The following is an 18842-nucleotide window of genomic DNA, read 5'->3' on the forward strand; positions in this document are numbered from 1 at the left end:
CTCAGTCCTTCTCCTGGTTCGTGGGTGGCTGTCGTGGCGGCGGTTGAAGCTGATAGACGCGGGTTGCCGTTCCGTGCAGGACACTTTTGCGCTCGCCGTCGGACGCGCCCACCATTGCCTGTTCCATAATGGTGAGCCACTCCTGGTAGGCGGGCTGCCCGGTGAGGGAGACGGGCCAGTCGCTGCCGACCATGCAGCGCCCGGCTCCGAAAAGGTCCAGCGTTTCGCTGACAAAGGGTGATGCCTGGGGCGCCAGCGGCCGGTTCGGGTCCGCCTCCGCCCCGGCCCCGGAGATTTTGACGACGACGTTGGGGCGCCTTGCAACTTCCCGCATGCCCGTACGCCACATCGCTTGATCCCCGCGGGCGATGGGAGGTTTGCCCATGTGGTCCAGCACAATCTGCAGGTCGGGGACGAGGCCGGCAAACTCGGCCAGGGCCTCAAGCTGCGGGGCGCGGATGCAGGCGTCAAACACCAGCCCGGCACTGGCTACCTGCCGTGCCCCCGCCAGCGTTGCCGGATGCAGCATGAACGACTTATCCCGGTCCTGAAAGAGCTGCCGCACGCCACGGACCAGGGGCCGCTCCAGTAATTGGCCGAGATCCGCCGCCACTGCGTCCCCGCGGCTGATGGCGGCGAAGGCCACGATCCCGGCCAGTTCCGGCCAACCCGCCCGGAGCCCGGTTACCCAGTCCACTTCCTTCAATGCCTGGTCGTCACGGCAATCGGCCTGCACGAAGACAGCTGCAGTGGTGCTGGCCCCGCGGTGCGGAAGACCGTCCGGGAGGAACGGCTTGTTCAGGCCGGGGGCGTCGGCCAACCAGGCGTAGTCGAGCACAGCGGGGTCCCAGACGTGGACGTGTGCGTCGATCACCTGCAAGGAGGATGCTTCCATCAGGCGGTACCGTCAGGCCGGACCCCGATGGTCAGCAGCAGGTTCGCGTAGTGCCGGGTGTCACCGCTGGCGATGACAACGGCGACGTCGGGCGACCGGGCGGCGTCGTAAAACCCAAAGCGTTGATGGGAGGTGATGGGAACCGCGGTGCCCAGCGCCTGCTGATAGCCCCTGACTGCCTCCGTCCAGTTTCCATCAGGCGGCGTCATCACCGCTGCCGCTTCGAGAGGAACGGCCTCGACCAGCACTTCGAGGATCTGATCGATGGTGAGCAGCCCGGGCCTCAGGTTCAACGCGATGCGCCTGGCCGATGCCGGTGCTCCCGTGTTGTGGGGGTAGTTGGCGTCGGCAACCAGGATCTGCGACCCATGGCCGGATTCGGCGAGGGCAGCGAGCAGGCCGGGATGCGTAAGGGTGTAGTTGATCATGGCTGTTTCCTACCCTTCTCCTGCCCGCACGCTCGCGAAGGCAACGGCCTGGCCATCGTGGGCCTGCCGCCATGCCGTTTCCGCCCGGCCGGCTTCCGTTCCGGCCCAGTAGCTGCCGCGGGGAAAGGCGTATTCCTGCAGGGTCTGCTCCTTGAGCTCTGCCGAATACCCCGGATTGGCAGGCATGACATAGGCGCCGTCCTTTACGAGGCAAGGGTCCACGAAATGTTCGTGCAGGTGGTCAACGAATTCGGTGACCCGCCCGGTAAGGTCCCCCGAAACGGCGATGAAATCGAAGATGGACAAATGCTGGACCAGCTCGCACAGGCCCACTCCGCCGGCGTGGGGACACACCGGGATACCGAACTTGGCCGCCATCAGCTGGACCGCGAGTACTTCGTTGACACTGGCGAGCCGGCAGGCGTCCAGCTGGCAGTAGTCGATGGCCCCGGCCTGGAAGAGTTGCTTGAAGAGCACCCGGTTCATGCCGTGCTCGCCGGTCGCCACTCCGATCGGCTGCACTGCCCGGCGTATCTCGGCGTGGCCCAGCACATCATCGGGGCTGGTGGGTTCCTCGATCCACAGGGGGTTGAATTCGGACAGCTGCTTCACCCAGTCAATCGCCTGGGGAACGTCCCACACCTGGTTCGCGTCGATCATCAGGTTCCCTTCGGGTCCCATGACCTCGCGGGCGATGCGAAGGCGCCGGATGTCGTCCTCCAACGAGGCACCTACTTTGAGCTTGATGTGGCGGTACCCCTGGTCCACCGCCTCCTGGCAGAGCCGCCGGAGCTTCTGGTCGGAGTACCCGAGCCACCCTGCGGATGTGGTGTAACAGGGGTAGCCGTCGCGGGTCAGCTGGCGGAGCCGTTCGTCCCTGGACGGGACGAGGCGGGCCAGGAGGTTCAATGCTTCGTCCCGGGTCAGCGCGTCCGAGAGATACGTAAGGTCGGCAGCATCGACAATCTGTTCAGGCGTCATGTCGACCAGGAGCCGCCACAGTGGCTTGCCCGCCCGCCGGGCTGCCATGTCCCATACGGCATTCATCACGGCACCAAGCGCAAGGTGCTCCACGCCCTTTTCGGGTCCGAGCCAGCGGAGCTGCGAATCGCGTTTGAGGCTTCGATACGTCCCTCCCAGGTCGATGCAGATTGCATCGGCGTCCAGCCCCACAAGGGGGCGGGCCCGGAGTTCCATGGCGGCCGCGCAGACGTCATTGCCCCGGCCGATGGTGAAGGTAAACCCGCATCCGTACACTTCGGGGTCGTCGGTCTTCAAGATGATGTAGGCGGCGGAGTAGTCCCCGTCCTTGTTCATGGCATCCGAGCCGTCGGCCGAGAGCGACGTCGGAAAGCGCACGTCGAACACGTCAAATCCGGTGATCTGTGGCAAGGTGAATCCTCTCGATGAGGCTGCGAGAATGACGCTGCGGCGGCGCAAGCGTCATCAGATGTATTTGGAAGTATTTGATGAGAATATAGGACTTGGATAGCTTTTCCAAGCAATTCATCGGATGAAAGTGGATCGGCTAGTGGAAACCCAAACTGACGGAACAGCAAGAAGGGCGGCATCCATGACCAACGGAGCCGCCAATGGTGCGATGTCGCAGACTGACGTCGTCATTTCGGGCGTGAAACGAATGCTCTCCTCCCGCCGTCTGCGGCCGGGGGATCGGCTGCCCATCGAGAAGGACCTCGCCGCGGAACTGCAGGTCTCCAGGGGGTCCCTGCGCGAAGGCGTGCGGGCCCTGTCTGTCATGGGAATCCTGGAAACACGGCAAGGTGCCGGCACGTTCGTCACCCGCCTGGAGCCCGCCGCCCTCCTGTCCGCCATGGAATTCTGGGTGGGTCTGCAGGACGGCGAGCGCGCGAATCAGGTGCATACGGTCCGCAGGGCGCTGGAGACCGAGGCTGCTGCCGCCGCAGCCGTCCAGATCGGCAAAGATCAGCTTGACGAAGCAGAACGCATTCTGGAACGCGCGCATGCCGCTATTCAGGCAGAACCTATCCAGCACGAGGCTGCAATGCAGTGCGACGTCGAGTTCCACCGCCTGATCGCGCAGGCATCCGCCAATCACGTACTGTCCGCGCTGATCGAGACCGTGTCGAGCAACACCATTAGGGGGCGCATGTGGCGCTCCCTTCACGACAACGAGGGTCTGCAGGCCACGCACCGAGAGCACCTTGGCATTCTGGAGGCGTTGCGCGGGCACGACGCAGATCGCGCCAGGACGCGGATGGCCAACCACCTATATGCGGTAGAGGACTATGTGACGGCCATCCCTGAACCGGCCCTTGAGGACCGGGGTGGCGATGCGGCGGGAGTTATGGAGGGCGGGAGCAGCGCCCGCTAGACGAATATTCGTCAGACCTTGTAGGGCAATACGGCAGCAAAAGGCTGGCTCTCACGGTGCTTGAGGGGAAATTAGCATAAAAGATCAGATGAATCCTTGACTTCCCGACGAGGGCAGGGTCATTCTGTTGGAACAAAGGTTGCGGAAACCCATCGGGAAAGCGACCAGACGCCGCAGGGCAGCCTTTGTCCCCAGCTAATGAAAGGACATTCATCGTGTCGATCAACCGCGTTACCGGCAGGCTGTTGACAGCGGCCGCGGTGGCAGCCCTCGCAGTGGGCACCCTGAGCGCCTGTGGTTCAAGCGCAGGTTCATCATCCGGCGGGGGCAAGGAAGCCTCCTCCATGTACACCTGGATCAGCAATGAAAATGACCGGGCGCAATGGCAGGCCTTCGTGGACGCGGCAAAGAAGAAAGACCCCGCGTTCAACCTCACCCTCGAGGGTCCCAGCTTCAACGACTACTGGACAAAAGTGAAGACGCGGTTGTCCAGCTCCGGTGCGCCGTGCATCATCACCACGCAGGCGGCCCGCGCCCAGGAACTCAAGGACCTGACGGTGCCGCTTGACGACATGGTCAAGAGCAACAACGTGGACGTGTCCATGTACAACAAGGCGATGATTGATGGCTTGACGGTGGACGGAAGCCTCCGCGGCATCCCGTACGACGCCGAGCCGGTAGTCCTCTACTACAACAAAGACCTCCTGTCCGCAGCAGGAGTGAAGGAGCCAACGCTCAATTACACCACCGCTCAGTTCACATCGGACCTGAAGGCACTGACGAAGGGCGGCGTTACGGGCCTGGCCGTGCCGCCGGGCTTCGGCGCAGGCCCGGGGCTGCCCCTGGCTTTTGCCAACGGCAACGAACCGGTCAAGGACGGGAAGCTGGACCTGACCAACCAGGGTCTGGTGCAGGACCAGCAGTTCGCCTTTGACCTGGCCGCCAAGGAAAAGGTGGCCACTGCTCCTCAGGCATCGGACGGCAGCGATGTCCCGGAGCAGCAGTTCATGAGCGGCAAGGCGGCCATGATCATCGACGGCCCTTGGATGTACGACACACTGACCACGAAGACGCAGGGCAAGGTGGGCATCGCCGTCATTCCTTCGACCTCGGGGCAGGGCATCGGGATGATCCAAGGCTCCGCCTTCGCCATCGCGGCGTCCTGCGAGGACAAGGAAACGGCCTTCAAGAACATCATGAAGATCACGACGCCTGAGGTGGTTGGAGCCGTCGGGGCAGCCCGCGGAACGGTGCCCTCCGTGGAGTCCGCGATCAAGGACTGGGCCGGTAACAAGCCGGCGGCCGACGTCGCCGTGGTCGAAGCGCTGCTGAAGTCCGGGCGCCCCCTGGTGACCACGCCCACCTGGAACCAGGTAGAAACGAACTTCACGCAGTACTCCGGCGACGGGTTCCGCGGCACCAAGTCAGCCCAGGACATCCTCTCCACCATCGCCAACTCAGCCAAGTAATCCTCCGGGGGCAGGCTCCAGCCTGGAGCCTGCCCCGCCCAAGGAATAGGTCAAAGATGACTGCTTTACCGACGCTCGCAGTAAAGAACGCAAAGAAGCCGGCCAGGGTCACCGGCCACGGGAAGCTCGCCGCTGTGTACCTTGCCCCCGGCATGCTGGGGTTCCTCATCTTCATCGTGGTTCCGCTCGTCGCCTCCCTGGTGATCAGCCTGTTCGACTGGCCCCTGTTCGGTACACCCAAGTTCGTCGGACTGGAGAACTACACCCGCATGCTGACCGGTGACCCGGTCTTTTGGACGGTCCTGGGCAACACGCTGTTCTTCGCTGTTTCCTACACCGTGCTGAACCTTGTCCTGGCACTTGCGGTATCGACGTGGCTGCACAATCTGGGGAGCTGGGGCCCGTTCTTCCGCGTCCTGTTCTTCATCCCGGTTGTCACGCCGATGGTGGCCAACGCGCTGGTATGGCGGCTCATGCTCACCGATGACGGCGTCGTCAACAGCTTCCTGGCCACTTTCGGCATCCACGGACCGTCCTGGCTCAGCAACAGCCAGTTGGCCATGGGCTCGCTGATCGCCATGTCCCTGTGGCAGGGCATCGGCTACAACATCATCGTCCTCGGCGCGGGGCTCAACGGGATTTCACCCAACCTGCTGGAAGCAGCCCGCATTGACGGAGCCGGGGCGTGGCAACGGTTCTTCCGCGTGGTGCTGCCGATGCTCTCGCCGTCGCTCTTCTTCTGCACGGTGATGACCATCATCGGATCCTTCAAAGTCTTCACCCAGCCGTACCTGCTCACATTGGGCGGCCCCGGTGAATCCACCAACACCATCGTGCTCTACCTGTACCGCAACGGATTTTCCTTCGACAAGCTCGGCTACGCATCAGCGCTGGCCTGGGCGCTGTTTGTGATCGTCATGCTTATCACCGCACTGCAGTTCTCCCAGCAGAAGAGGCTGGTCAACTATGACAACTGACACCATGGCCAAGGGCGCCACCCCGAACACCGGCGCCATGAAGCGCCAACCCCCTGCGCGCCGCAGGAAGAAGAGGCCCGGTACCTACATCAGCAGGGCAGGCATCATCCTTGCAGGGCTCATCTTCTTCTTTCCGTTCCTCTGGATGGTGGCTACTTCCCTGAAGCCGACTTCCGAGGTCTTCTCCACGGGTTCGAACTTCCTGGCTTCCCGCGTGGAATGGTCCAACTATGTCACCGCCTGGACCGCCATACCGTTCGCACAGGTGATCGCCAACAGCTTCCTGGTGTCCATTGCCGGAGCAGTCCTGACCACCGTCGTGTCGCTGCTGTCCGCATATGCCTTTGCGCGGCTGCAGTTCAAGCACCGCGACAAACTGTTCCTTGTCTTCCTAGGCACCCTGGTGCTGCCGCAGGAGGTCCTGGTCATCCCGCTCTACATCATGATGAACAAGCTGGACCTGGTGAATTCCCTTCCGGCGCTGATCGTTCCGTTCGCATTCGGTGCGTTCGGTGCGTTCCTCATCAGGCAGTTCCTGCTTTCCCTCCCGGTCGAATTCGAAGAAGCTGCGCGGATAGACGGTGCGGGGTCCCTCCGGATCCTCTGGAGCGTCATCCTGCCACTGGTCCGCGCACCGCTCGCGGTGGTGGCTGTGTTCAGCTTCATCGATTACTGGAGCAGCTTCCTGTGGCCCCTGATCGTCATCAATGACGTCTCGCAGGCGACGATTCCGCTCGGCTTGTCCATGTTCTCCGGTGAACGCGGAACGGACTGGGGGCCACTGATGGCCGCAGCAACCGTAGCCGTGATCCCCAGCCTGTTGGTCGTCATCCTCCTGCAGCGCCAACTGGTCAAAGGCGTCAGCATGGGCGGGTTCGGCGGCCGTTGAGCCCCACCCTGAACCACAAAAATTGCCAAAATCACCTATCTGAAATTGGAGTGCAGCATGACTGACAGCACAGCCACGCCTGAAGACTGGAACAAGTTGTCCCGTCCCGTGCCGGAGTGGTTCCAGAACGCGCCGTTCGGCATCTTCATCCACTGGGGCGCCTACTCCGTCCCCGCCTGGGCCGAACCCATCGGCGCGCTGGGCACCATAGAGGACCACGAGTGGTTTACCCACAACCCCTACGCGGAGTGGTACTACAACACCATCCGCATTGACGGCAGCCCTGCCCAACAGCACCACCGGGAGGTCTTCGGAGGAGAGGACTACGACGCCTTCCTGGACCAATGGAAAGCAGAACAGTTCGATCCGGCGGACTGGGCTGAGCTGTTCAAATTCGCCGGTGCCGACTACGTGGTGCCCACCACGAAGCACCATGACGGTATTGCGCTCTGGGACGCTCCGGGAACAGGGGAACGGAACACGGTCCACCGCGGACCGCGCAGGGACCTGATCGGCGAAATCGCCCGCGCTGTGGACGACAAGGGCCTGAAGCTGGGGCTGTACTATTCCGGCGGCCTGGACTGGCACGTACGTCCCTTCCCGCCGCACGTAACCAGCGAAAGCGTCCACGACACGTCCCGCCCCAAGGACGCCGGCTACGCCGAGTACGCCTACAACCACGTGGTGGACCTGGTGGATAAGTACCAGCCGGACGTCCTGTGGAACGACATCGAATGGCCCGACGCCGGCAAGCACTTTGGCGAGAACGGCCTCGGCACGCTGTTCGAGCACTTCTACTCGATCAATCCGCAGGGCGTGGTGAACGACCGTTGGGGCGCCACCCACAAGGACTACGCCACCAGCGAATACGAAGCCGCCAGGGAGAACGAGTCCGAATCCGAGTGGGAGAACTGCAGGGGAATCGGATTCTCCTTCGGCTACAACCAGGTGGAAGGTCCGGAGCAGTCGTTGACCGGCCGGCAGTTGGCCCGCCACCTCACAGACGTGGTGTCCCGCGGCGGCCATTTCCTTTTGAACGTGGGTCCCCGGGCCGACGGGACCATCCCTGAGATCCAGCGCCAGGCCCTGACAGGTCTCGGCAAGTGGATGGCCACTGCCAAGCAGTACCTTGTGGGGGCCCGTCCGCTCCAGGATGGAATGGCGGCAAGCAGCGAGGACCCCTGGATCCGCTGGGTGGACCGCGGAACGGAGGCCGTGGCTTTCGTTGACTCGCCGGGCGGGGGAACGGAAGCTGCCATCAAGCTGGACGCGGGCAGGTTCTCATTGTCACAGGCGGTAGCGGAAGGTGCCGGCGGAACGGTCCAGGCGACCGGGGACGGGCTCAATGTCACCCTGTTGCCTGACCGGCCCGGCCCTGCCATCATCCGCGTCCCCAAGGCGTAGTCCCGGAAGTAACGTCGACGGCGGCGGCTGACCCGCCAAGGGGGCCGCCGTCGTGGTGCCTCAGCTCAAGATCGGCCGCTTACGTGTACAGCAGCGAGCCGGGCGTGGTGAGTTGTTCGCCCGTCTCCAGCCACGTCTTCAGGCCGGAGAGGATCATTGGCCAGCCGCCATAAAGCTGCTCGTTGGCGCCCTCGCGCAGGTCGCTGTGCGTGACCGTAAGGTGGCACGAATCGCCCACCGGCTCGATCTCCCACGTGATTTTCGACGTGCCCTCGGCCTTGACGTCCTCGCCCCACAGGGCGCGCATGGTCTGCACCAGGCGGCGCGGCGGATCCACCTCAAGGTTCTCGCCCTCGCCCAGCAGGTCGCCGGCCTTGGGATTGCCCATCTCGAACCGTCCGCCCGGAACCCAGTCGGATTTCAGTGTGTTTCCGAACTGGTACTTGCTGCGGATCCCGCTGTCCGTGATGGCTTCCCAGAGCCGTTCCGGTGTGGTCTTGATGTAAATCTCGAAAATCTTTTCCATGGGACTTTCCAATCTGGATTTGAGGTCGCTGAGGGCAGCGGCCCATGGTTCTGCGTATTTGCTGACCCAGCGGTCGTGGACCAGGCGGATGGGGACCGGGTTCAGGAAATGCAGCTTCTCCCGGCCCCGACGGCGGGTGACCACCAGGCCTGCATCCTCCAGGATGCGGAGGTGCTTGGCGATCCCGAAGCGGGTCATGTCGAAACGGGCCTCAAGGGCGCTCAGCGTTTGCCCGTCCTCGCGGAACAGCTCGTCGAGCAGGTCCCGCCGGGTGGGGTCGGAGAGCGCCTTGAACACGTCGTCCATGCGCCAATAATAGGTGACTAAAAGGTCACATATCAATAGTCATGCCGGATCAGTTGTGGGCAGCCAGGTTCCTGTCCCGCTCCTCGAAGACGTCCTCGCCGGGACCGGTGAAGGCCCGGGAGCGCTCCACCGCCTCGATGGAGCCGGTGAACAGCTGGGACTCATGCGGGTCCGCCGGGGGCCGCGCCCCTGCCGCCCCGGCCAAACCCAGCCCGCGCAGCGGTGACCTGCGCCGGGTGGCTGTGCCGCCGTCGTCGTCCGCTGCCTGCTCCCAGCGCTGGTGCGGCAGGGCCTGGGGATGGCTCTGCTGGAGGAACGTGACCATGGTTTCGCGGACCAGGCAGCGCAGGTCGAAGAGCGCCGCGCTGTCCGCGGCGCTGACCAGGATCCGGACCCGGACGAAGCCGCCGGTGGCGTCGGTGATCTGCAGGACGCCTACGCGCTGATCCCACAGTTCGGTGCCGGCCAGGACCCGGCGGAGCTCGGTGCGCATGTCTTCCACGGGAGCGCGCCAGTCCAGGTCGAACTCCACGGTGCCCATCACCTCGGACTGGCGTCGGGTCCAGTTCTCGAACGGGGTGGTGGTGAAGTAGGTGGAAGGCAGGATCAGGCGGCGGTCGTCCCAGAGATGCACCACCACGTAGGTGAGCGTGATTTCCTCGATCCGGCCCCACTCCTTCTGGACCACCACCACGTCATCCACCCGGATGGCGTCGGTGAAGGCCAGCTGCATGCCGGCGAAAACGTTGACCAGCGACGTCTGTGCGGCCAGGCCTGCCACGATCGAGATGACACCGGCGGAGGCAAGCAACCCGGCGCCCAGCGCCTGGATAGCCGGGAAGGTCAGCATCGCGGTGCCGACGGCGAGCACCACCACCAGTGCCACGGCGATCCGCCGCGCCAGGATCATCTGCGTGCGCAGCCGCCGTGCCCGGCGGTTGTCCGCCACGTCAACGCTGTGCCGGGTCAGCACCACTGCCTCCACGATGAGCAGCACTGCGATAGCGAGCCAGGCCACGGCGCCAATGAGGGCGATGAGCAGGAGATGGTCGACGCCGGCGTGCCAGCTTTCGCTTCCGGCGGTAAGGCCCAGCGCCGTGCGGACGCCCACCAGACACAGTGCAAGCCGCAGCGGCTGGCGGGCCACCCTGGACGTGGCCTGCAGCTCCGGGCGATTCCGGTTCAGCTTCAGGACGATCTTGCGGAGCAGCCAGGACAATGCCAGTCCGGCCACCACCGCCAGGGCTGTGGCAATGAAGGGCAATGCGGGATTCAGGACAGCTAGCATCCTTTAAGGTCTATCAAGCCTGCCCCGGGCGCCGAAATTGGACAGGGGCGCAGGCGTGTCCGTCCCGGGCAGCGGGAGGCTATGGCCCGATGGGCAGCAGGAGCAGCGCCACCAAGGCGGGAACGGTGGCGGCGAGTGTCCCCGGCACGCTTTCCCATTTCCTTGGGTAGTGGCCCAGGATGTCCGCCAGAAGCATGATGGGGGCCGTGAGGACCATGTTGGCGCAGCAATAGACCACCAGGGTGTAGCCAACCACGAGGTGTCCGGTGTTGGCGGCCACCACACCCGCGATCACGCCCAGGGCGATGACCAGGTTCTTGTACCCGGTGGGGATGGCCCACATCATCACCGCACGGACGTTTTCGGGCGGCGTGCTCAGGAATTTCTGGACCCAGCGGTGGCGTTGGAGGAGGAAGCTTTCCAGCGGAAACACGAAGATGTAGATGGCGGCGGCCAACACCGCGAAAACCTGCGAGACGGCGTTCATGCACGAAGATTAGGCCGGTGGCGGCGCCGTGTTCCATCCCCGGAATGGGGGATTCCCGACGCTGCGCGGGAGCCGGGACCCTTTCATCGGCACGCGCTGCAGGCCGGGGCGCTGACTGTCGCCAGCCGGGCGCCCGGTGGGTAGCCTTGGGCGCATGCAGAAGATATCAATCGATGCGCTGGCCCGGCAGCAGCTCGAGGCAGCCCTTGCGTCCACCAACGGCCGCGCCGCCGACACCGTATACGGCGGACACGAGAAGATCCTCCGGCAGACGGTCATCGCCATGAAAGCCGGGACCCGGCTGAGCGAGCACCAGAATCCCGGCGACGCCACGGTGTTCGTGGTCCAGGGTTGCCTCAACCTGCGCGCCGGCGGTGAATCCTGGCAGGGAAAGGCCGGCGACCTCCTGATCGTTCCGCCCGGCCTGCACAGCCTCGACGCGGAAGAGGACTCCACTTTCCTGTTCACAGTGGCCAAATACCGGGACTGACCCGAATCGATTGCTCCGTAGATGTCGTTATGCCGGTGCAAAGCGACATCTACGGAGCAATCGATGGCCGGTGGTACGACATGGCGCCTGCCGGGCTCCCCCCCAGCGGAAGTCCGGCAGCCGCCGTCGTGCCACACCTGTCCGTCAGCCGCCGGACTGCACCTTGGACTTCGGGGGAGGCGGGCCGTCAGGCACGCCGCTGTCGGGCCGTCCCTTGGTGACCGGCCGCCCTGCGCCCGGTTGTTCCTGGCTGCCGGGTGCCGGCTGGCCAGTCAGCGCCGGCGCCGCAGTAGGGAAGGGGCTTGGGGACTTGTCCTCCTGCAGTCCTTCCGGGCCTGGCCGGCCGGATGCGCCGGGTCCGGGCTCCTGTACCTCCGCTGACCCACCCGGCTGCCGGGCCTCCTCCCGCTGGCCGTCCTCGGGAACCTGTCCCGGATCGGAGGACCGCTGCCCGGCCGTTGGCGGGGCTGGTGCGGGCGGCGGATTTTCCCCTCCCGGGACAGGCACGACGGCGGCGCCGGAGCATGGTGCTTCGTCGCCCGGCGCCGGGTCCGGGGTAGTCGGGGCCGGGGGTGCCGGAGCGTCCGGAACGGGCGGCGCGAACGATCGAATGATGGTGCTGATGGTTCCCTCAGCGCCTCGCCGGATCGTCTCATTGCCCGCCGCCGCGCCGCCGGCAACACCGAGTGAGGCGGCGACGGCAAGGCTGGTCAGCACCACCCGGCTCTTCTTCCGTGCTCTTCCCGCGTGTTGGCTGTTTTTATCCGCCACAGAGATGACATCCGCTGTCTCCTGCATGCCCATGAGCGCCCGCAGCGCCGCCGAAGGTTCCGGGACCTCCGTATCCCTCATTGCCTTCAGCTGCAACAGCACCCGCCGCAGCCCGGGGTCCGCCGGGAAACCGGCTTCGGCCAGGAATTGGTCCACGGCCTGTTCGTCATCCAGCCGCCGCTCAAAAGTTCCTCTGTTTGTGCTCGTCATGACCGGTCTTCTCTCAGTGCGGGGCGCAGCTTCCGGAGCCGGCACAGGGCCCGGCGCTGCAGCTGCTTGATGGCGCCGGGTGTCTTGCCCATGATTTCGGCGGTCGTTTCCACGGACAGGTCGGCCACCACCCTCAACGCAATGACCTCCTGCTGCTCGGGCTGGAGCACCGAGAGCAGGTCTTTGACGTTGCCCGAGCCTTCAACGGCGAGGAGCTGGTCCTCCGCGGAGTCGCTGCAGCGCGGATCAGCCTCGGGGGTGTAGTCCGTGGTGGCCGGCGCCTTGAGGCGGCGCCGGTGCTCATCCACGTACCGGGCGTGGGCAATGGAAAAGGCGAGGGACTTGACCCCCTTCATCCCCCCGCACACGCTCCCGAGTTGGGGGTAAAGGGCCAGGAAGACTTCCTGGGTCAGCCCCTCCGGGTCCTCGACGTTGCGGGCGCGCAGGTAGCTGAGAACGGCAGGGGAGAACTCCCGGTAAGCGGCACAAAACAGGCGCTCGTCCGGTGGTCCGGGCGCCGGTGTTTCGTCCTTGACCGTATGCATCCGCCCCCTGCGGCAGGTTCCGCGTGCGGCATTCCCAACCTGGGCGGCTGCTCCGGACCGGCGGGCCGGCCTGGAGCAGCCGCAGAACCTCTTGTCAGGCTACCGCTGCGACCCGGTGCCGTGCTTGGCCCCGTTGCCGGACTGGTGCCCGGCAGCGCCGTTGGAAGCACCCGCGCCCTGGCGCTGCTCCTGGACCTGCTGCTGTCCCGTCGCACTTTGTTCCACCTGGTCCTCGGTGGAATCGCCGGTGGGAAGGCCGGCATCCTCGTCGCCCCCTTCAGGGGCGGCAACGGTGTCGCAGTAGGTGTCGATGCCGCTTTCGCCGCCGGCGGCCCGGGCCAGCGCCGCGAAGGCGGTCGAGGTGGGGCTCAGGCCGCCGTTGGTGAAGGCGTTGCACAGGCCGAACGCCGCCGGGCCGGTGGCGTCAGGGCCGGCTGCCGTGGAGGTGGGCGCGGGCTCAGGATCCGCCGTTTCCGTGGGCGAAGGCTCGGGAGTGTCCGTTTCCGTCTCCGTTGGTGTCGGCTCCGGAGCTTCTGTTTCGGTTTCCGTGGGACTCGGGTCAGGGGACTCGGTCTCCGTGGGCGTGGGCGACGCTGTTTCGGTCTCCGTGGGCGTGGGCGACGGCGACCCGGTGGAAGCCACCACCGGCGGGCTGTCCTGCGCTGACTCTGCCATGGCGGCGACGCCTGTGCCCCCGACGGCCAACGCGCCGGCTGCCAAAACGGTCATTGCCAGCTTGTTGCCTGAGATGGTGAAGAACGACATGAGACCCTCCGTTGACGAATTTTTAAGGATTGCGATCAACTGCGCGGGATGTCCCCGCACTTAATGGATCGAAATACTCGTCATGGAGGTTACGGGTTGGCCGGAATCTTTTGACTATTTTGTCATCTTCACCGCTGACGGTGCCGTTACCGTTCCTTCGCCAGCGTCTTCTCACCCACCGGCCGCGGCTCCAGCCAGATGCGTTCGCGCGGACCCGGCGGGTAGGCGTACCGCTTTCCGGCGAGCGTGATCACCAGGGCAGCGACCACCGGGACCGCGGCCGCAACCGGCACCAGCAGTGGGCCGCCCACCACAAGGGCGGCTGAACCGTACAGCGCACCGATGGTGATGCCGAGCTGGATGGTCAGCACGGTCAGCCCGTTGGCGGCCTCGCTGTACTCGCCGCCGGCCCGCAGGATGGCTGACTGGTTGTAGATGCCGATGGCACCCAGGCCCGCTCCCCAAATGGTCATGAGCACCAGGGCCAGCGGAAGGTTCCCCGCCGCAAAAGGCAGGAAGACCATCGATGCTGCGATGGCCGCCGTCGTTATCAGCAGCGACCGGCGGGGACGCGTATCAACGGTGAGGCCGGCAACCCAGATTCCCAGGAGGCCGGAGCCGCCCAGCACGGTGAGGGAGAGGCTGATGGCATAGTCGGGCAGGGCCGCCTCGCGGATGAACGGGGCAATGTAGGTGAAGAGGGCGAAGTGCGCCAGCACCAGGAGCGGCCATGCGGTGGCCACGGACTTCACGCCCGGCTGGCCGATGGCCTTCCGCAGGGACGGTCGGGCGGCGTCGCTGATGCGGCGGACGCGGGGAAGAAGCCAAAACGCCAGGACTGTCAGTACCACGCCAAAGCCGGCGAGGACCAGGAACGCGGCTCGCCAGCCAAGGAATCCGCCCAGGGCCGTGCCCACCGGCGCACCGATGGCCAGGCCCAGGCTGTTGCCGCTGAACACGATCGCCAAGGCCTTGCCCACCTTGTCGGCAGGAACCACGCGGGAGACGAAGGGCGCCATGGTGGTCCAGAGCAGTCCGTGCGCCAGGCCACCCACCAGCCGGGCAACCATGGCGGCGGTGAAATCCGGAGCCAGCCCGACCATCGCGTTGCTGAGTGCAAAGGTCAGGACCAGCCCCACGAGCAGGGCATGGCGCGGGATCTTCCCCAGCAGCCGGGCCGCCGGAACCACGGTGACAACGATGACGGCGGCGTAGGCGGCGGCAAGGTAGCCGGCGACCGGTTCCGACACCTCCAGGCCCGTGCTGATCTGGGGCAGCAGGCCGGACGGGAGGAGCTCGGTGGTGATGGCGGTAAAGGCGATGGTGGCAAGGACCACCATTGCGGCGTAGGGAAAACGGGCAGGTTCCGGCGCAGGGATCGCGGAAGACATGGGGGAGTGATCCATTCAAGGGAGGGGGATGGAACGCGGCTCGGCTCGCCGGACAATTCCTCCCTTAAATTTACAGGATCAGCAGTGGTGTCACAGATGTGACACCGCTGCCGGATACCGAGTCAGCGGCCGGAGGACACGCTGTCCTGTCCCTGTCCGCGCAGGCGGGCGTCGAGGAGGCCTGCCGCCACCGCCGGGGCCAGCCCGGGGGCCAGCGGGAGGCGCGGAACCACGAGGCAGTGCCACAAGTGGTAGATGTCTGCCTTACCGGACCATACGGTCGAGGAGACATTGCCGTTTTCGTCCAGTTCCTGTTTCCAGGACCCGTGTTCGTAGTCGATGAACCAGTCGCGTGCGTGGTCCCAGATGCGCTCATACCAGTCTGCATATGTCTTTTCGCCGGTGGCAATGTACAGGGCCGCCGCACCTCCAATGGCCTCGGCGGGGACCCAGCGGATGCGTGTGGTGACCACCGGCTTGCCTTCCCAGTCGACGGTGTACACGAAGCCGGGATGGCCGTCCGGTTCCCAGGCGTCGCGGATGGCTGCGTCGAACAGGCCCCGTGCGTCTTCGAGCAGCCAGTCCGGGACGTCCAGGCCACGGGCCTCAAGCCCGGCGCGGAGGTGGAGGAGGAGCCGGGCCCACTCCACCCAGTGGCCCGGGGTTCCGCCATAGGCGCGGAACTGGCTGGCCCGGTCATCGGCGTTGTATTCGGGCATCGGATTCCACTCCGGGTCGAAGTGCTCGAACACCCGGTAGTTGTTGCCGCGCGCGAAGTGGTGAATGAGGACCTCGGCAATATGGAGCGCCCGTTCCAACCAGCGGTTCTCCCCGGTCACATCAGCGACGATGAGATAGGCCTCGACCGAGTGCATGCTCGCGTTCCCGCCACGGTATGCCTCGGTTTCACTGAATTCACGGTTCCAGGAGTCAAAGCACATGTTGGCCTGGTGGTCCCAGAACTTCGTGTCGGCTATGCGCAACGCTTCGTCGAGCAGCTCGCGGGCTCCCGGGCGGCCGGCGGCGACGGCGCTGGCGGCGGCGAGGAGCACGAACGAGTGCTGGTAGCCGGACTTGGTATCGTTCACCGGCCCGTTTTGGTCCACTTCGGCGTACCAGCCGCCGAACTCGTCGTCGTGGAGGGCTCCGTTGAGTGCCGCGATGCCGTGGTCCACCAGCGTCCCGGCGCCCGGCCGTCCCATCAGCGCGGCCACGGCGAAACTGTGCGTCATCCTGGCGGTGATCCACAGGTGGGTCGGCTTGTCGGCGAAGACCTTGCCATAGTTGTCCAGCCAGCCGAATCCGGTGGGGACCTTGGAAGCCTCGGCGAAACGGATCAGCCGGTCCGTTTCCGCCTCAAGCCATCGTGCGTGGGCGGCACTGTCGAGCCACGTCATGTTTAGTTCCTCTCTCTGGTGCAGGTGAAAATGTCAGGTCAGCCGACGGCGTCGGAGACGCCGCGGATGATGGTTGCGGCCGCCCCCAGGTAGGCCAGGACGATCAGGAGAATTTGGGCGGCCCGGGCCGGGACGTGCTTGGCGGCGAGGTCGCCGAGTACCAGGCCGGCCAGGCAGGCTCCGGCGACGGCGAGCCACATCGCCAAGGGCAGGACGGGGAAGGTCGCGGGAGCTGTGATGGCCTTCGAGACCAGCGAGAACGTGCCGATGGTGAAGAAGTAGGGCTGCATGGTGGCCGCGAAGGACCTGTGCTGCCACCGGGTGGCGATCGAGTACATGCTCACTGCCGGTCCGCCAACGCCCGCCGCCGTGTTCATGAACCCACTGAGGCCGCCGGCGGTCAACAGGTAGCGGCGGCGCACCGGCAAGGTGACGGACTTCAGGACCAGGAGGACGGTCAGCCCGACGGCGAGGATCACCCCGATGGAGATCTCCAGGACAGGCGCCGGAATTAGCCGGATCAGGACGGCTGCCGGAATAATGCCCAGCAGTGCCGAGGCGGCCAGGGCTGCGTACCGCTTCCAGTCGATGTCCCTCACCACCCGGAAGATGATGGCCCCTGCCGTGACGGCCCCGCACACGTTCACGAGCACCACACCCTCAACGGGCCCCAGGAGCAGGACCAGGAATGGAGCGGCGACAAGCGCGAATCCCATGCCGGTGACGCGCTGCATCCCGGCCCCCATGACGACGGCGGCCAACACCAGGCCGGTAGTGAGCACTTACGGCCTCCAGGCCACGTACTGGACCTCCTCGAACTCTTCGAGGCCGAGGCTGGATCCTTCCCGGCCCAGGCCCGATTGCTTGGCGCCACCCATGGGTGCGAAGGCAACGGAAGGCAGCGGGTCATTCACGCCCACGATGCCGGCCTCGAGCCGCTCGGGGACCTCCCAGCCGCGCCTGGGACTGCCGCTCCAGACATAGGCGGCCAGTCCCATCTCGGTGGCGTTCGCCTTCCGGACCGCTTCTTCCTCCGAGGAGAAGGTCACGACGCCGGCCGCCGGGCCAAAGACTTCCTCGGTTACCAGGAGTGCGTCGTCGGGGACGTCCGTGAGCAGCGTGGGTGCCAGGAAGGACCCCCGCGCGGGGACGGAAGTCCGTTGCGTGACGCGGCGGGCGCCCCGCTCCAGCGCGTCGTCGACCAGGGCCTGCACTGCGGACACCCGTTCGGCGTCGATGACCGGGCCGAGGTCCGGAACCGGTGCGCCGCCGTCGGGAACGCCGTGGCCGATGCTCATCTCATCAAAGCGGGCGCCCAGCTTCCGTGCGAACTCCTCTGCGATGCTGTCCTGGACCAGGAAACGGTTCGCCGCCACGCAGGACTGGCCGGTGTTGCGGAGCCGGCCCAGCACCGCGCCGTCCACCGCGGCCTCCAGGTCGGCGTCCTCGAAGACCATGAAGGGGGCGTTGCCGCCCAGCTCCAGCAGGGGCCGGACCACCCGCTCCGAGGCCGACGCCATGATCTGCCGGCCCACGCCCGTGGAACCAGTGAAACTGACCGCCCGCACCGCCGGGTGGGACATCAGGGCAGCCGTGATCTCGCGGGAGGGGCCGTGGACCAGGTTGACCACCCCGGCCGGGAACCCGGCGTCGTGCAGAACCTCGAACAGCCCGGTGGCGGCCAGCGGGGCTTTCTCCGACACCCTGCCCACCACCGTGCAGCCGGCGGCGAGCATCGCTGCGAGCTTCCGGGCCTGGATGGACACCGGAAAGTTCCATGGCGTGAGGCTGAGGGCCACGCCGATGGGCTTGCGGCTGCTGAGATGGCGGCGGCCCTGCAGTTCAGGCGGGCTGATGGTGCCGGTGGCGCGGCGGGCCTCCTCGGCGAACCAGCGGAAGTACTCCACCGAAAAGTCCACCTCGCCCTGCGCTTCAGGGAGCCGCTTGCCCGCCTCGAGCGCCAGGGTGTGCGCGAGTTCATCGCGGCGTTCCGCCAGGAGGTCGGCGGCGTTGCGCAGCAGGTCGGCGCGGTGGCGGGCGGTGGTGCGGGACCAGGTACCGAAGGCGTCGGCGGCGGCGTCGGCGGCCTTGGTGGCGTCCCCGGCGGAGCCCCAGGCCACCTCGCCCACGGTGCTGCCGTTGCCGGGGTCGGTCACGTCTTTCGTGCTGCCGGCGGCCTGCCAGGCGCCGTTGACCAGATGGCCGGCTGATTTCAAATTCACGGATGTTGCCTTTCGTTGGGCGGGCAGGG

19 protein-coding genes are annotated in these 18842 nt (G+C 65.8%); 6 read left to right on the top strand and 13 right to left on the bottom strand.

From position 1 onward, the window contains the following. Position 1: 1 nt before the first annotated feature. From PUN71_RS09435 to PUN71_RS09445, 3 genes are read right to left on the bottom strand one after another with little or no spacing between them, the layout of a single operon-like run. On the bottom strand, positions 2-895 hold the full coding sequence (locus PUN71_RS09435) for an amidohydrolase family protein (protein WP_277798175.1): 894 nt from the start codon (positions 893-895) through the stop codon (positions 2-4). Further along, positions 895-1323 (bottom strand): RbsD/FucU domain-containing protein, encoded by a 429-nt coding sequence (locus PUN71_RS09440; RefSeq protein ID WP_277798176.1) that lies wholly within the window; start codon positions 1321-1323, stop codon positions 895-897. The genes PUN71_RS09435 and PUN71_RS09440 overlap by 1 nt, the downstream gene beginning before the upstream one ends. 9 nt (positions 1324-1332) lie before the next feature. After that, positions 1333-2715: an L-fuconate dehydratase gene (locus PUN71_RS09445; protein ID WP_277798177.1), complete on the bottom strand. Its 1383-nt coding sequence runs from the start codon at positions 2713-2715 to the stop codon at positions 1333-1335. A 181-nt stretch (positions 2716-2896) separates the two neighbouring features. Between PUN71_RS09445 and PUN71_RS09450 the strand changes: the two genes are divergently transcribed. From PUN71_RS09450 to PUN71_RS09470, 5 genes are all read left to right on the top strand, one after another. Beyond that, entirely contained in the window at positions 2897-3676 is a 780-nt protein-coding gene (locus PUN71_RS09450) for a FadR/GntR family transcriptional regulator (protein ID WP_277798178.1), read from the top strand. Positions 3677-3891: 215 nt separating this feature from the next. Further along, positions 3892-5145, top strand: coding sequence for an extracellular solute-binding protein (locus PUN71_RS09455; RefSeq protein ID WP_277798179.1), 1254 nt, complete (start codon positions 3892-3894; stop codon positions 5143-5145). Between the two features lie 56 nt (positions 5146-5201). Beyond that, entirely contained in the window at positions 5202-6122 is a 921-nt protein-coding gene (locus PUN71_RS09460) for a carbohydrate ABC transporter permease (protein ID WP_277798180.1), read from the top strand. Next, positions 6112-7011 carry a carbohydrate ABC transporter permease gene (locus PUN71_RS09465; RefSeq protein WP_277798181.1) on the top strand — a complete coding sequence of 300 codons (900 nt, stop codon included), beginning with the start codon at positions 6112-6114 and terminating at the stop codon, positions 7009-7011. Before PUN71_RS09460 ends, PUN71_RS09465 begins: the two co-directional genes overlap by 11 nt. Positions 7012-7068: 57 nt before the next feature. Beyond that, positions 7069-8415, top strand: coding sequence for an alpha-L-fucosidase (locus PUN71_RS09470; RefSeq protein ID WP_277798182.1), 1347 nt, complete (start codon positions 7069-7071; stop codon positions 8413-8415). Between the two features lie 79 nt (positions 8416-8494). Here the strand turns inward: PUN71_RS09470 and PUN71_RS09475 are convergent, their stop codons facing one another. The 3 genes from PUN71_RS09475 to PUN71_RS09485 all read right to left on the bottom strand — a co-directional run bounded on the left by PUN71_RS09475 (position 8495) and on the right by PUN71_RS09485 (position 11022). Then, on the bottom strand, positions 8495-9247 hold the full coding sequence (locus PUN71_RS09475; RefSeq protein ID WP_277798183.1) for an ArsR/SmtB family transcription factor: 753 nt from the start codon (positions 9245-9247) through the stop codon (positions 8495-8497). 49 nt (positions 9248-9296) lie between these two features. Next, a complete protein-coding gene (locus PUN71_RS09480) occupies positions 9297-10535 on the bottom strand; it encodes a mechanosensitive ion channel family protein (protein ID WP_277798184.1) in 1239 nt (412 codons plus the stop codon). Positions 10536-10614: 79 nt separating this feature from the next. Beyond that, entirely contained in the window at positions 10615-11022 is a 408-nt protein-coding gene (locus tag PUN71_RS09485) for a DUF1304 family protein (RefSeq protein WP_277798185.1), read from the bottom strand. Between the two features lie 154 nt (positions 11023-11176). Between PUN71_RS09485 and PUN71_RS09490 the strand changes: the two genes are divergently transcribed. Then, entirely contained in the window at positions 11177-11512 is a 336-nt protein-coding gene (locus PUN71_RS09490) for a cupin domain-containing protein (RefSeq protein ID WP_043451653.1), read from the top strand. A gap of 144 nt (positions 11513-11656) precedes the next feature. Here PUN71_RS09490 and PUN71_RS09495 read toward each other — a convergent pair whose 3' ends face one another. From PUN71_RS09495 to PUN71_RS09525, 7 genes are all read right to left on the bottom strand, one after another. Beyond that, entirely contained in the window at positions 11657-12493 is an 837-nt protein-coding gene (locus PUN71_RS09495; protein ID WP_277798186.1) for a hypothetical protein, read from the bottom strand. Then, positions 12490-13038 carry an RNA polymerase sigma factor gene (locus PUN71_RS09500; protein ID WP_277798187.1) on the bottom strand — a complete coding sequence of 183 codons (549 nt, stop codon included), beginning with the start codon at positions 13036-13038 and terminating at the stop codon, positions 12490-12492. The genes PUN71_RS09495 and PUN71_RS09500 overlap by 4 nt, the downstream gene beginning before the upstream one ends. Positions 13039-13137: 99 nt before the next feature. Continuing rightward, the gene (locus PUN71_RS09505) at positions 13138-13803 is read right to left on the bottom strand and encodes a hypothetical protein (protein ID WP_277798188.1); all 666 of its coding nucleotides are present in this window, start codon (positions 13801-13803) and stop codon (positions 13138-13140) included. Between the two features lie 146 nt (positions 13804-13949). After that, entirely contained in the window at positions 13950-15194 is a 1245-nt protein-coding gene (locus PUN71_RS09510) for an MFS transporter (RefSeq protein ID WP_277798189.1), read from the bottom strand. A gap of 122 nt (positions 15195-15316) precedes the next feature. Then, entirely contained in the window at positions 15317-16591 is a 1275-nt protein-coding gene (locus PUN71_RS09515) for an AGE family epimerase/isomerase (protein WP_277798190.1), read from the bottom strand. 38 nt (positions 16592-16629) lie between these two features. Then, the gene (locus PUN71_RS09520) at positions 16630-17373 is read right to left on the bottom strand and encodes a sulfite exporter TauE/SafE family protein (protein WP_277798191.1); all 744 of its coding nucleotides are present in this window, start codon (positions 17371-17373) and stop codon (positions 16630-16632) included. Next, the gene (locus tag PUN71_RS09525; RefSeq protein WP_277798192.1) at positions 17374-18813 is read right to left on the bottom strand and encodes an NAD-dependent succinate-semialdehyde dehydrogenase; all 1440 of its coding nucleotides are present in this window, start codon (positions 18811-18813) and stop codon (positions 17374-17376) included. Positions 18814-18842 lie beyond the last annotated feature (29 nt).

The organism is Arthrobacter sp. NQ7 (assembly GCF_029581595.2).
GTDB classification, from domain to species: domain Bacteria; phylum Actinomycetota; class Actinomycetes; order Actinomycetales; family Micrococcaceae; genus Arthrobacter; species Arthrobacter phenanthrenivorans_B.

Bases quoted from the DNA above. Each gene is read 5' to 3' on its own strand.
- PUN71_RS09435 (WP_277798175.1), bottom strand. From the start codon at position 895: ATGGAAGCATCCTCCTTGCAGGTGATCGACGCACACGTCCACGTCTGG.
- PUN71_RS09440 (WP_277798176.1), bottom strand. From the start codon at position 1,323: ATGATCAACTACACCCTTACGCATCCCGGCCTGCTCGCTGCCCTCGCC.
- PUN71_RS09450 (WP_277798178.1), top strand. From the start codon at position 2,897: ATGACCAACGGAGCCGCCAATGGTGCGATGTCGCAGACTGACGTCGTC.
- PUN71_RS09460 (WP_277798180.1), top strand. From the start codon at position 5,202: ATGACTGCTTTACCGACGCTCGCAGTAAAGAACGCAAAGAAGCCGGCC.
- PUN71_RS09465 (WP_277798181.1), top strand. From the start codon at position 6,112: ATGACAACTGACACCATGGCCAAGGGCGCCACCCCGAACACCGGCGCC.
- PUN71_RS09470 (WP_277798182.1), top strand. From the start codon at position 7,069: ATGACTGACAGCACAGCCACGCCTGAAGACTGGAACAAGTTGTCCCGT.
- PUN71_RS09475 (WP_277798183.1), bottom strand. From the start codon at position 9,247: ATGGACGACGTGTTCAAGGCGCTCTCCGACCCCACCCGGCGGGACCTG.
- PUN71_RS09480 (WP_277798184.1), bottom strand. From the start codon at position 10,535: ATGCTAGCTGTCCTGAATCCCGCATTGCCCTTCATTGCCACAGCCCTG.
- PUN71_RS09485 (WP_277798185.1), bottom strand. From the start codon at position 11,022: ATGAACGCCGTCTCGCAGGTTTTCGCGGTGTTGGCCGCCGCCATCTAC.
- PUN71_RS09490 (WP_043451653.1), top strand. From the start codon at position 11,177: ATGCAGAAGATATCAATCGATGCGCTGGCCCGGCAGCAGCTCGAGGCA.
- PUN71_RS09495 (WP_277798186.1), bottom strand. From the start codon at position 12,493: ATGACGAGCACAAACAGAGGAACTTTTGAGCGGCGGCTGGATGACGAA.
- PUN71_RS09500 (WP_277798187.1), bottom strand. From the start codon at position 13,038: ATGCATACGGTCAAGGACGAAACACCGGCGCCCGGACCACCGGACGAG.
- PUN71_RS09505 (WP_277798188.1), bottom strand. From the start codon at position 13,803: ATGTCGTTCTTCACCATCTCAGGCAACAAGCTGGCAATGACCGTTTTG.
- PUN71_RS09510 (WP_277798189.1), bottom strand. From the start codon at position 15,194: ATGTCTTCCGCGATCCCTGCGCCGGAACCTGCCCGTTTTCCCTACGCC.
- PUN71_RS09515 (WP_277798190.1), bottom strand. From the start codon at position 16,591: ATGACGTGGCTCGACAGTGCCGCCCACGCACGATGGCTTGAGGCGGAA.